We start from the raw sequence: 16,012 nt of genomic DNA, 5'->3' as shown, positions 1-16,012 counted from the left end.
CATGCAGAAGAAGCGTGGACGCCGGATCCTGAAGCGTGTTCTGTGGAGTGTCGCGATCGTGCTGGTGCTCGCCGTCGGCGGCGTGCTCGCGTGGTCGCAGATCGGCGTCATGGCCGCCGAGCCGGAACCGCTCGCGGCCGTGCGAGAGAACCCGGCGATCACCGTGACCGACGCGGACGAGGGCATCGTCCTCGCCCCGGCCGACGGCGCGTCGGAGCGCGGACTGGTGTTCATCCCCGGAGCCAAGGTCGACCCCTGGGCATACGCCGCGATACTGCAGGGGCTCGCAGAGGACGGGGTCACCGTCGTGATCACCCGACCCTGGCTGAACCTGGCGTTCTTCGATCCGCGCGGCCTCGATGCCTTCACAGCTGCGGCCCCCGACGTCGATGTCTGGAGCGTCGGCGGTCATTCCCTGGGCGGCGTACGCGCCTGCCAGCTCGCCGCCGATGCCGATGCGCTCGTGCTGTTCGCCTCCTACTGCGCGAACGACCTGTCCGAGAGCGGGCTCCCCGTCCTCAGCCTGTCCGGAAGCGAGGACGGGTTGTCCACCCCGGAGAAGATCGCCGACGCACGGGACCAGCTGCCCGCCGACGCCGACATGGTCGAGATCGACGGCGCTTCGCACGCCTCCTTCGGCGACTACGGCCCGCAGGACGGGGACGGCACTCCCACGATCTCTCGCGAGCAGATGCACGCAGAGGTCACGCGTCTCACCGAGAGCTTCCTCGCGCCGCTCGCCCCGTGAGGGTCACTCCCCCGCCGTCCCGAGGATCGGGTCGAGCAGCGGATGCAGGTGCCGTGTGCGCAGAACCGATGCCGCAGCTCGGGCCCCTGCTTCAAGTGCGGCGGTGAGGTCCGCCCCGTCGAGACGCGCATCGAGCACGCCGGCCAGGAAGGCATCACCGGCGCCGTTCGTGTCGACGACCTCCACGGACGCAGCCGGAACTCGGTGCAATTCTCCGTTCCCGTCGATCGCCACCGCCCCGTCGGCGCCCAGGGTGCACACGGCGAGGCCGGCCCCCGCCGCGATGCGTGAGCGCAGGAACGCGACCGGGTCATCGAGGCGGTCCGCATTGCAGAACACGGCGTGAGCGGCGTCGAGGAACGGCCGGTGGAAGGGCGCAGTACCGTCGTAGTCGTGCACGTCCACCCAGATCGGAGTGCCGGTCGCTCGAGCGACCGGCAGCAGCCGCAAGGGCTCCGCCGCGAGATCGAGCACGATGGCATCGGCCGCCGTCATCTCGTCGCGCACCTCTTCGTCATGCTCTCCTCGCGTCTCCTGCGGCGTCGACAGGTACAGCGACACGCGCTCCCCCGCCCGCGTCATCAGGTTCAGATGCCGTTCGGTGATGCCGTCGCTCCACCGCGTCCGCACACCGGAGGCACGCAGGGCTTCGCGGATGCGTCGGCCCTCCGCGTCCGTCCCGGTGATGCCATGGAGCCGCGTCGTGCGGCCCAGTGCGGTCAGGCTGAGCGCTTTGCCGGCGCTGGTCCCGCCGACCGTCTCCCACGTGTCCTCGGCGAACTGCATGTGCGGCTCCGGTTCCGGCAACCGATCGAGCACGACGATACGGTTCCACGACGCGGGGCCGACGATGAAGACGGACGCGGGTTCGGAGGCGGGAGGCATGACACCATCCTGCCGTGCGGTCCCCTCAGCCGATGCGGGAGACCAGCGCGTCCAACCCCATGCCGTAGTCGATGCGCACCACGGGAAGAGCGAGCTTGTCCGTGCCGATCTTCACGTATCCGGGTTCGATGGTGCGACCCATCTCGTAGCCGGCCTGGGCGACGCCCTGCTTGGTCGTGTCGTTGTAGTGCCCGTAGGGGTACGCGACCACCTGACCCACGCCGAGGATGTCGGCCGAGGTCGTGAGGTCGGCCGCGATCTGATCGGCGCTCCAGTTGACCATCCGGCCCTTGCCGTTGTCGCCGGCCTGGTGCATGTCGTGGGTGTGCGAGCGGCGCTGCACGTAGATCGACGGCGCCGGATCCTGCCGATAGGCTGTGATCATGAACGACGTCGAGAGCACCTTGTATTTGTCGACGACCGGTACCGCGAGGTCGAACCACGTCTGATCGGCGTCGTCGTCGGTGATGATCACGCTCTTCGCCGGCAGCGAGAGCCGTCCGTCGATGAAGGCGCTGAGCTCATCCCACGTCGGCAGATAGAAGCCAGTGGTCGCGATGTGGTTCATCTGCGCGTCGAAGTCTCCGATGTACGCGTAGTTGCCGCGCAGCCAGCCCTTCTCGCCCTCGGGGTCGGCCGTGAACTGGTGGTACATGAGGATGGGCACCCGCACGTCTTCCGCGGCGTTCTCCTCCGGCGTCTTCCAGGCGGCGAAGAGCTCGACCTGCTGATCCACGCACACCACGGGGTCGGCGCCGTTCACGCGGGCTGCGACCGCGAAGGCTCCCGCATCCGCCGCGCTCGGGTACCAGCCGGCGAATACCCGGCCGTCGAGCTGCGGGATGGGCAGTCCCTGATACAGAGATTCCTGGAACTGCAGCATCGGCTCCGCAGGAGCACCTTCGCCCGTGAACGTGACCGCACACGCACGCGGGTCGTTCGCGTCCGCCACGATCTGCTCCGCCGGCGTCAGCGGATGCTCGATCGCCTCGGACTGCGCCTTCGGGACCGTGTTCTCCGGCGTGCGGGTGAACCACACGAACGCGGCTGCCGCTCCTCCGACGACGACGACGACCGCCACGGCGGCGCTGATGATGATCGCGGCACGCGAGCGCCGCTTCCCCCCGGAAGCCATCATCAGGCGTCGAAGCCCTCGGCGATCATCTCGACGAGCTCCTCCCGCTCCTCGACCGGGAGGAATGCTGCGGCTGCGGCGTTGAACTGGAACGTCTCGAGGTCGTCGAGATCGTACTCGAACGCCTCCACCAGCAGCGCGAGCTCACGGGTGAGAGAGGTGGCACTCATGGTGCGGTTGTCGACGTTCACGGTGACCGCGAATCCGAGCTGGTACAGCAGATCGAAGGGGTGATCCACCATGGTGTTGCCCCACGCGGCGATCGCACCGGTCTGCAGGTTCGACGACGGCGAGAGCTCGAGCGGGATCTCACGGTCGCGGACCCAGCGCGCGAGGTCGCCGAACTGCACCTGCACCTCGTCGCCCTCCTGCGTGATGACATCGAGGTCCTCCGCGATGCGCACACCGTGTCCGAGCCGCAGTGCGCGTCCGTCCAGCAGAGCCGAGCGGATGGAGGCGGGGCCTGCCGCCTCTCCCGCATGCACCGTGACGGGGAAGAAGTTCTCGGCGAGGAAGTCGAACGCCTTGCGGTGGTTCGACGGCGGGAAGCCGTCTTCGGGACCGGCGATGTCGAAGCCCACGGCGCCGCGGCCGCGGAAGTCGACCGCGAGCTCGGCGATCTCGAGGGCACGATCGTTGTGCCGCATGGCGGTGATCAGCTGGCCGACACGGATGCTGCGCCCCGCGCGGTCGGCGGCATCCTCGCCTTCCTCGATGCCCTGCTGCACGGCTTCCACGGTCTGCTCGAGGGTGAGGCCGCGAGCCAGGTGCTGCTCGGGGGCCCAGCGCACCTCGCCGTAGATCACGCCGTCGGCCGCGAGGTCCTGCACGAACTCGCGCGCTACCCGGGTGAGGCCCTCCTGCGTCTGCATCACCGCGGTCGTGAGGTCGAACGTCTTGAGGTACTCGACCAGCGAGCCGGAGTCGCTCTGCTTCGCGAACCACGACCCGAGAGCAGCCGGCTCGGATTCCGGCACCTCCAGGCCGATCGCGTCCGCGAGCTCGATGATCGTGGCGGGCCGCAGCGCGCCGTCGAGGTGGTCGTGCAGCGAGACCTTGGGCAGGCTCCGCAGGGAGACGCCCTGAAGCGTGACGTCGCCGTTCGCATCGATCGACATGGTGATCCTCTCGGTCGCGGATGTGCTCAGTTCAGGCTAGCGGTCGAAGGTCACGCCGTGATGCGCTCGCGGACGATGGGACCGGTGACCGGAGCTTCGTCTCCGATCGCCCAGGAGCCCTCGAGAGCGTCGAGCGCCCTGCCGAATCGGGCGTCGTCGGCGGCGGAGAGCGTGAAGAGCGGCTGGCCGGCGACGACGCGGTCACCCGGCTTCGCGTGCAGATCGATGCCCGCCTCGAAGATCACCGGGTCCTGTGCCCTGGCGCGCCCCGCACCCAGACGCCACGCGGCGACGCCGAACGGGAGGGCGTCCATGCGCGTGACGATGCCATCGGCCGGTGCGAGCACCTGGTGGGTCTCGCGAGCCGTCGGAAGTGCAGCATCCGGGTCGCCGTCCTGGGCGCGGATCATCGCCTTCCAGGTGTCCATCGCGCGTCCGTCGTCGAGGGCGGCCTCCACGTCGGCATCCGGCTGCCCGGCGAGGGCGAGCATCTCGCGTGCCAGGGCGATCGTCAGCTCGCGCACATCCGACGGTCCGCCGCCGGCGAGGATCTCGACGGACTCCCTGACCTCGTTGGCGTTGCCGATCGCGAGCCCGAGCGGCACATTCATGTCGGTCAGCAGCGCCGTCGTCGCGACACCCGAGTCGGTGCCGAGCGCGACCATCGTGCGTGCCAGCTCGCGGGCGCGATCGATGTCCTGCATGAATGCGCCGGATCCGAACTTCACGTCGAGCACGAGAGCGTCCGTGCCCTCGGCGATCTTCTTGGACATGATGCTCGATGCGATCAGCGGGATCGCCTCGACCGTGCCGGTGACGTCGCGGAGTGCGTACAGCTTCTTGTCCGCGGGGGCGAGCCCGGAGCCGGCCGCGCAGATGACCGCGCCGACGTCGCCCTGCATCTGCGCGAACATCTCCTCGTTGCTGAGAGCGGCGCGCCATCCGGGGATCGACTCGAGCTTGTCGAGCGTGCCACCGGTGTGGCCGAGTCCACGACCGCTCAGCTGCGGCACGGCCACGCCGAACGAGGCGACCAGCGGCGCGAGCGGCAGAGTGATCTTGTCACCCACGCCACCGGTGGAGTGCTTGTCGACGGTGCGCTTGCCGAGAGAGGCGAAGCTCATCCGCTCCCCCGAGGCGATCATCGCGTCGGTCAGCACGCGGATCTCATCGCGCTCCATGCCGCGCTGGAAGATGGCCATCGCGAACGACGCCATCTGCGCGTCGGAGACGTAGCCGCGCGTGTAGGCGTCGACCATCCAGCGAAGCGCGGGCTCCGGCACGGCACCGCCGTCGCGCTTGGCGCGGATCACATCGATCGCGTCGAACGGTTCGATGGCTCCCTGAGCCTGTGCAGCGGTCATCGTGCTTCCTCCAGGTCGCGCGGCCCGAATGCGTCGGGCAGCACCTCGTCGATCGTGCGGATGCCGGAGACGGTCTCCAGCAGCATCCCGGGCATCGCGTGCTCGAACAGCAGCTGGCGACAGCGTCCGCACGGCATGATGGTCTGCCCCTCGTTGTTGACGCACACGAACGCGACGAGCTGGCCGCCGCCGGACATGTGCAGGTCGCCGACCAGAGCGCACTCGGCGCACAACGTCACGCCGTAGGAGGCGTTCTCGACGTTGCAGCCGGCCACGATGCGGCCGTCGCCGACCAGGGCGGCCGCACCCACGCGATAGCGGGAGTACGGCGCGTACGCCTTGGTCATGGCGTCGGTTGCGACCTGGCGCAGTTCATCCCAGTCGATGTCCGTCATTGCGATGTTCTCTCTTCCCTGCAGGGCTACGACTTGATGTAGGGCTTGCCGTCGGCGGCAGGCGCCTTGATCTGCCCGGCGAACCCGGCGACCGCGAGCAGCGTCACCACGTAGGGCAGCATCAGCATGAACTCACCCGGGATGGGCGTCTTCAGGATCGACAGCAGGTTCTGCAGGTTGGTGGCGAATCCGAACAGCAGCGCCGCGAGCGTCGCGCGGATCGGGTCCCAGCGTCCGAAGATCACCGCGGCAAGGGCGATGAAGCCGAGCCCGGCCGTCATGTCCTTTCCGAACTGCGGGACCGAGACCAGGGTGAAGTACGCGCCGCCCATGCCTGCGATCGCGCCGGCGAGCAGCACGTTCCAGAACCGGGTCGGGTTCACCTTGATGCCCACGGTGTCCGCAGCCTGCGGGTGCTCACCGACGGCACGCAGCCGCAGACCCCACCGGGTGCGGTAGAGGCCCCAGGCCACGACGCCGACGGTGATGAACATCAGGTACCCGATGAACGTCTGGTTGAACAGCACCGGTCCGATGATCGGGATGTCGCTGAGCACCGGGATCTCGACGCGCGGGAAGCGCACCGGCCTGTTCAGCGTCGCCTCGTTCGGAGCGAGCAGAGCGCCGTACAGGAAGCCGGTGAGTCCGGTGACGAGCACGTTGAGCACGACACCGACGATGACCTGCTCGACGAGGTACTTGATCGCGAATGCGGCGAGCACACTCGCCACCAGGACGCCGCCGATCATGGCGCCGACGAGACCGACGAACGGGTTGCCCGTGATGCTCGACAGGAGCGCCGCGGAGAACGCGCCCAGGAGCAGCTGCCCTTCGATCGCGACGTTCACGACGCCGGCACGCTCGCCGATGACGCCGCCGAGAGCTCCGAAGACCAGAGGCACCGAGAGCGAGACCGCACCGAACAGCAGGCTCGTGACGGGCACGAGTCCGCCGGCGGCCGCCCAGACGAGGAACGCGAACACGGCCAGCACACTGAACGCGATCACCAGCCACAGCGAGGGCGCACGGTAGGTCCATGCCCGAAGGAACGCCCCCACCGTCAGCACCACGAGGATGCCGATCACGACCCAGAAGGTCGAAGCCGTGGGCAGCGCCACGTCCGGCAGCGCGAGCGCCGAGGACTGGTCGGAGAGGCGGAACGTGCTGGTGCCGTCGCGCGGCACGAACAGGAACAGCAGCGCGAGGAGCACGGTGGCGCCGGCGAGGACGATCGGCGCCTTGAGGTGCCGTTCCTTCACGGTCGCCAGCTGGACCGTGCCGTCGGCGGCCTGAGTCTGCACGAGGGACATCATGCCGCCACCGCCTTCTTCGCGGCCTTGGCTCTGAGCCTGGCCGCCTTCTCGATATCGGTCTTCGGGAGGAAGAACACCGCGCGCAGCAGCGGCGGCGCGGCGATGAACAGCACCACGAGCGACTGCACGACGAGCACGATGTCGACCGGGATGTCCTGCGCCTGCATGGAGAAGGACCCTGCCTTGAGCGCGCCGAACAGGATGCCGGCGGCGAACGTGCCCCAGGCGCGGCTGCGGCCGAGGAGGGCGACGGTGATCGCGTCGAAGCCGATCCCGGCATCGATGGTCTCGGTGACGCCCGTGGTGACCGCGCCCTGGATCTGGTTCATGCCCGCGAGACCGGCGAGGCCACCGGCGAAGAGCATGGCGTAGACGTAGACGCGCTGGACGCTGATGCCCGCGGCGCGCGCGGCGTGCGGGTTCTCCCCCACGGCGCGCATGCGCATGCCGAGCGACGAGCGCTCGATGAGCCACCAGACGAACAGTGTCGCCACGATCACGATCACGAAGCCGAGGTCGAGCAACGGGAACTGCGGTCCGAGCAGCGTCGGGAACTGGGCGCTCTCCGGCGTCGCCGATCCGAGCGCCTGGTTCGTCCCCGGCTTCTGCAGCAGACCCGGGGTGCGGATCATCCACAGCAGCAGGTAGTACGCGATGTAGTTCAGCATGATCGTGAGGATCACCTCGTGCGCACCCGTGCGCGCCTTGATGAGTCCCGCGATCGCGCCCCAGAGCGCACCGCCCGCGATGCCGGCGATGAGCGTGACCGGGATGTGCAACCAGATCGGCAGGTCGAGCGAGAACGTCAGCAGTGCGGCGACGGCCACACCGATGAGCATCTGGCCGCGAGCACCGATGTTGAACAGGCCGACGCGGAATGCCAGCGCCACGCCGAGGCCGGCCGCGATGAGCGGCGCCGCGAAGCCGAGCGTGTTGGTCAGCGGTCGGATCTGCGCCGCGAAGTCCGCGCCGCGGGCGTTGAAGATCGCTCCGCGGACCAGGGCCTCGTACCCGTTGTAGACGGCGTTCCACGCGGCGGCGAACGTATCACCGGGCTGTGCGAAGAAGTAGACGGATGCTTCCAGCACGTCTTCGTTCGTGAAGGCGATCAGGACGCCGCCGACGATGAGTGCCAGCACGATCGCGAGGATCGTGGTGACCGCATTGCCGCGGAGGATCTCTTTGAGGATGACGTTGCCGCGCGGGGGCGGCGGCACATCGGAGGGGTCGCGCGGGACCGTGCCGGTGCTCGTGCTGAGCTCCTGCGGCGGAATCCCCTTGGTCACATCTCCTGCGCCGGGTGTCGCTCCGCTCACGCGGCCACCTCCCCTTCGGCCGCTCCGGCCATCATGAGTCCGAGCGTCTCCCGAGGCGTGTCGCCGGGGACGATGCCGACGATCGTGCCGCGGTACATGACCGCGATCCGATCGGCGAGAGCTGCGACCTCGTCGAGCTCCGTGGAGACGACGATCACGGGCACACCCGCGTCGCGCGTCTCGATGATCCGCTTGTGGATGAACTCGATCGAGCCGACGTCGACACCACGGGTGGGCTGCGCCGCGACGAGGAGGCGCAGATCGCGGCTCATCTCCCTGGCGATGACGACCTTCTGCTGGTTTCCGCCGGACAGCGTTCCTGCGGCCGTCTCCGGACCCTGGGTGCGGATGTCGTACTCCTTGATGCGCGCACGGGCGAACTCGTCGAGCACCGAGCGCCGCAGTGTTCCCGCGCGACTGAACGCCGGGTCGTCCGAACGGTCGAGGATCAGGTTCTCCGCGACGGAGAAACCGGCCACCAGGCCGTCTTCCGTGCGGTCTTCCGGCACGAAGCCGACTCCGGCGTCGAGGATCGCGCGCACGCTCTTGCCGACGAGCTCGTTGCCGTCGAGCTCGATGCTGCCTTCGACGCGGGCGGCGAGGCCGACGATGGCCTCCACGAGCTCGGTCTGGCCGTTGCCCTGGACACCCGCGATCGCGAGCACCTCTCCCGGTCGGACGGCGAAGTCGACACCATCGACGACGATGGCCCCGGTGGGAGTGAGCACGCGCAGTCCCTTGACTTCGAATCCGCCCTCGCCCAGGCGCGGCGGTTCCTTGTGCACGGTGAGCTCGACGGCTCGGCCGACCATGAGCGAGGCGAGCTCGCCGTTGGTCGCGGTCGGGGACGCCTCGCCGACGACGCGGCCGAGACGGATGATGGTGATCTTGTCGGCGACCTCGCGGACCTCGCGCAGCTTGTGCGTGATGAACACGATCGCCGTGCCCTCGTCGCGCAGCTGGCGCATGATGCTCATCAGCTCGTCGGTCTCCTGCGGCGTGAGCACGGCCGTGGGCTCGTCGAACACGAGCACCTTCGCGTCGCGCGACAGCGCCTTGATGATCTCGACGCGCTGCTGCACGCCGACGGGAAGGTCTCCGACGAGGGCGTCGGGGTCGATGTCGAAACCGAAGCGGGCGGCGACCGATCGCACGTGCTCTCGCGCCTTCGCGATGTCGAGCGTGCCGAGGGCCTTGGTCTGTTCGTGTCCGAGCATCACGTTCTCGGCCACGGTGAACACCGGGACGAGCATGAAGTGCTGGTGGACCATGCCGATCCCCGCAGCCATCGCGTCACCGGGACCGCGGAACCGCTGCACCTCGTCATCGAGGAGGATCTCGCCCTCGTCGGCCTGATACAGGCCGTAGAGCACGTTCATGAGGGTGGACTTGCCTGCGCCGTTCTCACCGAGGAGCGCGTGGATCTCACCCGGTTCGACCACGAGATCGATGTGGTCGTTGGCAACGAGGGTGCCGAATCGCTTGGTGATGCCGCGAAGTTCGAGCTTCATATCTGCACCTTATCCAGAAGAGTTGTCCAGGAGAATCATCGTCCGTCCACGACACGGGGCGAGTGGCATCCTGCTCACCACTCGCCCCGTGCGGGAACTGCGACGGAATTACTTGGAGGTCGGGGAGTTCGGGGACTCCACCTTGATGTCGCCGGCGATGATCTGCTCCTGCAGAGCCTTGAGCTCGTCGGTCAGACCCTCCGGCAGCTTCGACTCGAAGTCACCGAAGCCGGAGAGCTTGACGCCCTCGTTCTCGAGCGTGCCCACGTACGGGGCCGGGTCGAACTCGCCCTTGGCCGCAGCCAGGGTCGCGTCCTTCACGGCGACGTCGATCGCCTTCATGATCGAGACGAGCGTGATGCCGGCCACCTCGGGGTCGGCGACGGCGAGGTCGCTGTCGACACCGAGCATCAGGGTGTCCTTGCCGCTGTCGGCGATCGCCGCAGCCGCGCTCTGGTAGACGGGGCCGCCGACCGGGAGGATGACGTCGACGCCCTGGTCGAGCACACCCTGTGCGGTCTGCTTGGCGGTGTCGTTCGCGTCGAAGCCGCCCGTGAACGAGCCCTTCTGCGTGGCCTCGTCCCAGCCGAAGACCTCGACCGCAGCGGACTTGTCCTCGTTGTACTTCTCGACACCGAGCTGGTAGCCGTCCATGAACACGGCGACCGACGGGATCTGCATTCCGCCGAACGTGCCGACCTTGTTCACACCGCTCTGGGCAGACCACGATGCGGCAGCGTAGCCGCCGAGGTATGCGGCCTGAGCCGTGTCGAAGACGAGGGGCTTGATGTTCGGGGCATCGACGGTGCCGTCGAAGTCGTTGTCGGCCCAGTCGTCGATGATCGCGTAGTCGATGTCGGGGTTCGCGAGAGCGGACTCGACCGTGGCAGCGGACAGCTTGAAGCCGACCGAGACGATGAGCGAGCAGCCCTCGGAGACCGCGGTCTCGAGGTTCGGCGCGTAGTCGTTGTCATTCGCCGACTCGAACTCGAGGGGCTTGATGTCCAGCTCCTCGGCGGCGCTGTCCATGCCCTCCTTGGCGGACTGGTTGAACGACTTGTCGTTCCATCCGCCGGCGTCGGAGACGAGGCAGGGAAGGAAGTCGGAGGCGACCGGCTCGCCGGAGCCGGCGGGCTTGTCTGTCGGTGCCTGGCCGCAACCGGCGAGTGCGAAGACGACGCCAGCGGCGACGGTGACGCCGAGCAGCTTCTTGGTGGTGGAGATGGTCAACTGATGCCTCCCTCAACGAAACCGCGGCCATCGCGGATCGATCAAAGTTACCTACTGTTTCGGCTTTTGTGCACGCCCGCCCCGCATGTGCTGGCCAATGGTTACCAAGCTGAAATCAAGACAGCCGATGAGCGTGAGAGCGTGCTCATCGGAGCAGGCATCAGAGCACGTCTCCGCGACCGGTGAGCTTGAGCGACTCGACCACGCCCTTGACCCGCTGCGCGTGCTGCACGGTGGTGACCAGCAGCGCGTCGGGGGTGTCGACCACGACGATGTCCTGCACCCCCACCAGGCTGATCACGCGCGAGGTCTGGCTGACGAGGATTCCGCTCGCGCCGTCGGTGAGAACGCGCGCGTTCGGGCCGAGAACGGCGAGATCGTTCTTGCGACCGTTGGTGATGAGCTTGGTCAGCGAGGCGAAATCGCCCACGTCGTCCCAGTCGAAGTGGCCGGGGACGACGGCGAGGCGTCCGCGGCGGGCGGCGGGTTCGGCGACCGCGTAGTCGATCGCGATCTTCTTCAGGCGCGGCCAGATCCGATCGACCGCCGGTCCTCGACGATCGCGGTCGTCCCATGCCTCGGCGAGTTCGAGCAGACCGGCGTGCAGTTCGGGCTCGTTCACGGCCAGTTCCTCCAGCAGCACGCTGGCCTTGGCGATGAACATGCCCGCGTTCCAGAGGTACCCGCGATCAGCGATGTAGGACTTCGCCGTCTCGAGATCAGGCTTCTCCACGAAACTCTCGACGAGAGCGGCCTCGCGCGCGCCTTCGACCACGAGCTCGGGCCCCATCTTGATGTAGCCGAAACCGATCGCCGGCTCGGTCGGCGTGATGCCGATCGTGCAGATGTACCCCTCCCGCGCCACCTCGACGGCGTCGCGCACCGCGAACTCGAACACGCGTGTGCCGCGGATCACGTGGTCCGCGCTGAACGAGCCGATGATCACGTCGGGATTGCGGCGGTGCAGAATCGCCGCGGCGAGTCCGATCGCCGCCGCCGACTCGCGCGGCTCGGACTCCAGGAAGACGTTCAGGTCGGGGATGCCGGGCAGCTCCGCCTCGACGGCCGCGCGATGGGCACGGCCGGTGACGACGGCGATCCGGTCCGCCCCGGCGAGCGGGACGAGCCGATCCCAGGTGTCGCGCAGCAGCGAGTGCCCGGACCCTGTCAGGTCGTGCAGGAACTTCGGTGCGTCCGCCCGGGAGAGCGGCCACAGCCTGCTGCCGATGCCGCCGGCGGGAATGACTGCGTAGAAATCCTTGATGGGTGCGCTCACCCTGCCAGGGTAGCCGCAGAGAAGCAGCCGACATCCGGCGCCGATCATCCGACGCCCGGGGCCACGGCCTCGGCGCTGGAGGAACCGGCAGTACGCACCCTCGTGAGTACGTAGAGGATCGGCAGGACGAGGACGGCGGCGACCGCGTACACCAGCGCCAGCGTGTCCGAGTCCCGGAGCCCGCCGGTCAGCGAGAGCCACGCGGGGATCGCTGCCGTGCAGATGCCTTCCGTCACCGCGACGGCACCGGTGAAACGCGTCAGTCCCTGCTTCTCCAGACCGAGGACCAGGAAGAACAACATCCACAGCACGGCCCACAGGATCCAGATCACGACGAAGACCCGGCCGCCCTGCGCCCAGGTGGCCCCCGCGAAGCCGATCGCCGCGACCGCCACGAACAACGAGAACCATCCGAGCCCGCGAGCGGGAAGGCCCGCGAGCGCATTTATCCCCACCCACAGGTACGTGAATCCGAAGAGATAGAGACCGCTCGCCGCAAGGATCACCGCGTCATCGCCCTGCGCCCCGACGACCATCAGTGTCGGCGTGAAGACCTGCATCGCGCCGACGAACAGATTGAGCGGTGCGGCATCGCGACCCGTCATCACCCCGAGCAGCATGACGCCGTTGATGATCAGCACCGCACCGACGTAGAGAAGGCCGATATCCGACATCCTCGTCTCCTTCCTTGAGGCGCGATGGCAGACGCGTTCGATTCGCGCCCGCCATCGCGCCGGAGGTGGGTCGTCCCGCCCGTCAGACGTTGCGGGGCAGGATGTCCTTGTCGAAGATGTCGAGTGGCACCTTCAACACCACCGCGGCATTGGGGATGTCGACGATCCCGCCGACGTGCATCTCGCACGGGGCGACCGAGATGATCGTGTAGGCCTGCTCCGGGGTATACCCGAACTTGCCCAGATACTCGATCGCCTGTTCGATGGCCTGCACCGCCGCCATCGTGGTGTCGAGGTACTTCTGCTCACCGCCCGCCGCCGACAGCCCCGTGAACGAGATGTAGCGTGTCCCGAAGTCCGGGTCGAACGGCGACGGCCGGAACATCGGCGTGCGCACGCCGTATCGCGCCATGCCGTCCTTGATGACCGAGAACCGGAACCAGCCGACACCGTCCATCTCGATCGCGTTCCAGGTCACTTCGCCGTCGCCCTCCGCGAAGTGGAAGTCTCCGGCGGAGAAGAGCGCCCCTTCCACGAACACGGGGAAGAACACGCGCGACCCCCGCGAGAGGTTCTTGATGTCCATGTTCCCGCCGTTCTCGCGGGGAGGAATGGTACGAGCCGCCGTCGCGGCCACGCGCTCCCATTCCTCGCCTTCGAGCGTTCGCAGCACGGACGCATCCTTGGCATCGAGCCGTGGGGCCGCGAGTCCGTCCGCGATCAGCGGGTCCTCCCGTTCGTTCCAGACACGGAGCAGGTCGTGAGAGGGAGCGACACCGGTGATGCCCGGGTGGCTGATGGCGGGAATCGCCACTCCGGGGATCTGGCGGCTCGTCGCCGACGTGCCGTGGAGATCCCACACCGTCTTGAAGCCCTCGGGGAACCAGGAGGCCAACGGCCCGCCCATCCCGGGCAGGATGTTCGAGTAGCCGATTCCCGAGAGAGGCTGGACGTCGAGGATGTCCACGACGAGCAGATCTCCCGGCTTGACACCGTCCACCCGCACCGGTCCGGTGAGCGGATGCGTCCGGAACAGATCGAAGTTCTGGATGTCACTCGGGTCGTCGTCGTCCTGCAGCTGGTAGTCGTCGTACCCACCGCACTCCAGGATCAGTTCTTCGCCCAGCCCGACCTCCACGAGCGGCGGGATGTCAGGGTGCCAGCGGTTGTGCCCCAGCTCCTTCTGCTCCGCGAGTGGCACCCCCACTTCGCATCGGAATCTCTGCACACCCAGGTCCCGATCCGGGAACCGCGAGACCCCGGTCGTCGTGAAATCCGTACCTTCAGACATCGTCGTCCTCCTCTGCGTTGAACAGTTAGGAGGATTTAATTCCATTTGGAACTAATAGTCAAGGACCGCAGGACCCGATCGCTTACCGGAGCGGCACCCCGCGGAGCATCTCGGTGAGAGCCTGCGTCTCCCACTCGCGCAAGTCGGGCAGCGCCCCCGCGATCTCCGCGTCCACCAGGTCGGCATAGGCAACGGCCTTCCCTCTCCCGCGGTCGGTCAGGCGGACGACGATCCTCCGCCGGTCCTCCTCGTCGAGCACGCGGTGCACGAGGGCGAGATCGACGAGCTTGTCGATCGTTCGCGTCAGAGTCGCCGGAGGGACGAGTGCGATGCGACCGAGCTCGGATGTCGTCGCCACCTCGCACTCACGCAGGTGGTCTAGCACGAGATAGTGCGCGACGCCGAGCCCCGTACCTCGCAGGCCGGACGCCATCGCGCGTTCGATGCCGTCTGCCGCCACCAGCAATGCTCGCGCCAGGTCCGCCCGAACCACGGAATCAGCGACCATGAGTGAGCACTCTCCCGTCCAGCGATACGTCACATCTTGACCATTCGCTTCCCGCGAATCATACTTCCATATGAGTGCAAAAGCGGTCACGAGCGTCCCGGCGCGACCGGCAGACCCCGACGCCGGCACTACTTCGATCAGAGAGGATCGACAATGCGGATCGATGAGCCCCTGCGCATCGGCCTCGCGATCCCCCGCCAGGGACCGGGCGGCATCTTCGGCCCTTCCTGCGAGGCGGTGGCAGAGCTGGCGGCATCGCAGCTCAACGCACGGCACGGCATCCTCGAACGCGAGGTCGTCATCGAGGTCATCGATGCGGGGGGCAGCGTGCAGGAGACTCAGCGCAACGTGGTCGCCGCGATCCAGGAGGACCGCGCCCACGCGATCACCGGTTGGCACATCTCGTCGGTACGAGAGCACCTCGCCCCCGTCCTGGCGAGATACGGCGTCCCCTACGTCTACACGTCCCTCCACGAGGGAGCGCGCACACCCGGCGTGCTCTCGACGGGAGAGACGCCTGCCGACCAGATGACCCCGGGTCTGGAATGGTTGCGTCGCGAATTCGGTGTGCGGCGGTGGGCGATCGTCGGCGCGGACTACATCTGGCCGCGTGAGACGGCGCGATCCATCCGCCGTCACGCCGACGCCACCGGACTCGAGATCGTGCACGAGAGTTTCGTGCGATATGGCTGCCGCGACTTCGGCGCCGTGCTGGGCGAGCTGTCGACGGCCCGCGCCCAGGGCGTCGTGATGCTGTTGGTCGGCCGCGATGCCGTGCTGTTCAACCGCCAGTTCGCTGCGGCGGGGCTGCAGGATCACCTGATCCGATTCACCCCGCTCATGGAGGAGAACATGCTGCTGGCCTCCGGAGAGGATGCGGTCCACGAGCTCTATGTGGCTGCGGCGTACTTCAACACCCTCGCCACGCCGTCGGCACTCGATTTCGCCGGCGCCTACGGAGCGGAGTTCGGCTTCGACGCCCCCGCGCTCAACAACGCGGCCGAGTCCTGCTACGAGGGGATTCTCGCACTGGCCGCAGCCGCCGAGCACGCACGCTCCCTCGACGTCCGCTCGCTGCTGTCCAGCGCGAGCGAAGGAGTCTCCTACGAGGGCCCGCGCGGACTCGTCACCCTCTCCGAAGGGGGCACGCGTCAACGCGTGCACATCGCCCGCGCCGACCGGTTCGAGTTCGATGTCCTGGCGTCCTTCGGCGGTGTCCCCTGAGCGCACACGCACCGGCCGCAGGGT

The 16,012-nt window shown here is 67.9% G+C and carries 15 protein-coding genes; 2 read left to right on the top strand and 13 right to left on the bottom strand.

Translation table 11 applies throughout. The features are described 5' to 3' along the window. Window position 1: 1 nt before the first annotated feature. Window positions 2-748, top strand: a complete 747-nt coding sequence (locus ASC55_RS16745; protein WP_055877698.1) for an alpha/beta hydrolase — start codon at window positions 2-4, stop codon at window positions 746-748. Window positions 749-751: 3 nt separating this feature from the next. Here ASC55_RS16745 and ASC55_RS16740 read toward each other — a convergent pair whose 3' ends face one another. From ASC55_RS16740 to ASC55_RS16680, 13 genes are all read right to left on the bottom strand, one after another. Beyond that, window positions 752-1,633: a carbohydrate kinase family protein gene (locus ASC55_RS16740; protein ID WP_055877695.1), complete on the bottom strand. Its 882-nt coding sequence runs from the start codon at window positions 1,631-1,633 to the stop codon at window positions 752-754. A gap of 25 nt (window positions 1,634-1,658) precedes the next feature. Beyond that, complete coding sequence (locus tag ASC55_RS16735; RefSeq protein WP_055877691.1) at window positions 1,659-2,771, bottom strand: polysaccharide deacetylase family protein; 1,113 nt, start codon at window positions 2,769-2,771, stop codon at window positions 1,659-1,661. Next, complete coding sequence (locus ASC55_RS16730; protein ID WP_055877688.1) at window positions 2,771-3,886, bottom strand: adenosine deaminase; 1,116 nt, start codon at window positions 3,884-3,886, stop codon at window positions 2,771-2,773. Before ASC55_RS16730 ends, ASC55_RS16735 begins: the two co-directional genes overlap by 1 nt. Before the next feature lie 50 nt (window positions 3,887-3,936). Beyond that, window positions 3,937-5,250, bottom strand: a complete 1,314-nt coding sequence (locus ASC55_RS16725) for a thymidine phosphorylase (protein ID WP_017828471.1) — start codon at window positions 5,248-5,250, stop codon at window positions 3,937-3,939. Next, window positions 5,247-5,645 (bottom strand): cytidine deaminase, encoded by a 399-nt coding sequence (locus ASC55_RS16720; protein WP_017828470.1) that lies wholly within the window; start codon window positions 5,643-5,645, stop codon window positions 5,247-5,249. The genes ASC55_RS16725 and ASC55_RS16720 overlap by 4 nt, the downstream gene beginning before the upstream one ends. Before the next feature lie 26 nt (window positions 5,646-5,671). After that, entirely contained in the window at window positions 5,672-6,955 is a 1,284-nt protein-coding gene (locus ASC55_RS16715) for an ABC transporter permease (protein ID WP_017828469.1), read from the bottom strand. Continuing rightward, a complete protein-coding gene (locus tag ASC55_RS16710) occupies window positions 6,955-8,274 on the bottom strand; it encodes an ABC transporter permease (RefSeq protein ID WP_055870872.1) in 1,320 nt (439 codons plus the stop codon). The genes ASC55_RS16715 and ASC55_RS16710 overlap by 1 nt, the downstream gene beginning before the upstream one ends. Then, window positions 8,271-9,785: an ABC transporter ATP-binding protein gene (locus tag ASC55_RS16705; protein ID WP_017828467.1), complete on the bottom strand. Its 1,515-nt coding sequence runs from the start codon at window positions 9,783-9,785 to the stop codon at window positions 8,271-8,273. The genes ASC55_RS16710 and ASC55_RS16705 overlap by 4 nt, the downstream gene beginning before the upstream one ends. 108 nt (window positions 9,786-9,893) lie before the next feature. Then, the gene (locus ASC55_RS16700) at window positions 9,894-11,015 is read right to left on the bottom strand and encodes a BMP family lipoprotein (RefSeq protein ID WP_055877675.1); all 1,122 of its coding nucleotides are present in this window, start codon (window positions 11,013-11,015) and stop codon (window positions 9,894-9,896) included. A gap of 160 nt (window positions 11,016-11,175) precedes the next feature. After that, on the bottom strand, window positions 11,176-12,291 hold the full coding sequence (locus tag ASC55_RS16695; protein WP_017828465.1) for a mannose-1-phosphate guanylyltransferase: 1,116 nt from the start codon (window positions 12,289-12,291) through the stop codon (window positions 11,176-11,178). A 44-nt stretch (window positions 12,292-12,335) separates the two neighbouring features. Continuing rightward, entirely contained in the window at window positions 12,336-12,965 is a 630-nt protein-coding gene (locus ASC55_RS16690) for an AmiS/UreI family transporter (RefSeq protein ID WP_055877671.1), read from the bottom strand. Window positions 12,966-13,047: 82 nt separating this feature from the next. Continuing rightward, window positions 13,048-14,256, bottom strand: a complete 1,209-nt coding sequence (locus ASC55_RS16685; protein ID WP_200935195.1) for an acetamidase/formamidase family protein — start codon at window positions 14,254-14,256, stop codon at window positions 13,048-13,050. A gap of 82 nt (window positions 14,257-14,338) precedes the next feature. Beyond that, window positions 14,339-14,764 (bottom strand): MarR family winged helix-turn-helix transcriptional regulator, encoded by a 426-nt coding sequence (locus tag ASC55_RS16680; RefSeq protein ID WP_055870862.1) that lies wholly within the window; start codon window positions 14,762-14,764, stop codon window positions 14,339-14,341. A gap of 153 nt (window positions 14,765-14,917) precedes the next feature. Here ASC55_RS16680 and ASC55_RS16675 point away from each other — a divergent pair, with 153 nt between their 5' ends. Continuing rightward, on the top strand, window positions 14,918-15,988 hold the full coding sequence (locus tag ASC55_RS16675) for a substrate-binding domain-containing protein (RefSeq protein WP_055870859.1): 1,071 nt from the start codon (window positions 14,918-14,920) through the stop codon (window positions 15,986-15,988). Window positions 15,989-16,012 lie beyond the last annotated feature (24 nt).

The sequence above is a fragment of the Microbacterium sp. Root322 genome (assembly GCF_001425645.1).
Taxonomy (GTDB): domain Bacteria; phylum Actinomycetota; class Actinomycetes; order Actinomycetales; family Microbacteriaceae; genus Microbacterium; species Microbacterium maritypicum.
This window is presented reverse-complemented; position numbering and strand designations above follow the sequence as displayed.

What these genes read in the sequence shown, in the direction of transcription:
- ASC55_RS16745 (WP_055877698.1), top strand. Translation starts at nt 2, where the DNA reads ATGCAGAAGAAGCGTGGACGCCGGATCCTGAAGCGTGTTCTGTGGAGT.
- ASC55_RS16740 (WP_055877695.1), bottom strand. Translation starts at nt 1,633, where the DNA reads ATGCCTCCCGCCTCCGAACCCGCGTCCGTCTTCATCGTCGGCCCCGCG.
- ASC55_RS16735 (WP_055877691.1), bottom strand. Translation starts at nt 2,771, where the DNA reads ATGATGGCTTCCGGGGGGAAGCGGCGCTCGCGTGCCGCGATCATCATC.
- ASC55_RS16730 (WP_055877688.1), bottom strand. Translation starts at nt 3,886, where the DNA reads ATGTCGATCGATGCGAACGGCGACGTCACGCTTCAGGGCGTCTCCCTG.
- ASC55_RS16725 (WP_017828471.1), bottom strand. Translation starts at nt 5,250, where the DNA reads ATGACCGCTGCACAGGCTCAGGGAGCCATCGAACCGTTCGACGCGATC.
- ASC55_RS16720 (WP_017828470.1), bottom strand. Translation starts at nt 5,645, where the DNA reads ATGACGGACATCGACTGGGATGAACTGCGCCAGGTCGCAACCGACGCC.
- ASC55_RS16715 (WP_017828469.1), bottom strand. Translation starts at nt 6,955, where the DNA reads ATGTCCCTCGTGCAGACTCAGGCCGCCGACGGCACGGTCCAGCTGGCG.
- ASC55_RS16705 (WP_017828467.1), bottom strand. Translation starts at nt 9,785, where the DNA reads ATGAAGCTCGAACTTCGCGGCATCACCAAGCGATTCGGCACCCTCGTT.
- ASC55_RS16690 (WP_055877671.1), bottom strand. Translation starts at nt 12,965, where the DNA reads ATGTCGGATATCGGCCTTCTCTACGTCGGTGCGGTGCTGATCATCAAC.
- ASC55_RS16685 (WP_200935195.1), bottom strand. Translation starts at nt 14,256, where the DNA reads ATGTCTGAAGGTACGGATTTCACGACGACCGGGGTCTCGCGGTTCCCG.
- ASC55_RS16680 (WP_055870862.1), bottom strand. Translation starts at nt 14,764, where the DNA reads ATGGTCGCTGATTCCGTGGTTCGGGCGGACCTGGCGCGAGCATTGCTG.
- ASC55_RS16675 (WP_055870859.1), top strand. Translation starts at nt 14,918, where the DNA reads ATGCGGATCGATGAGCCCCTGCGCATCGGCCTCGCGATCCCCCGCCAG.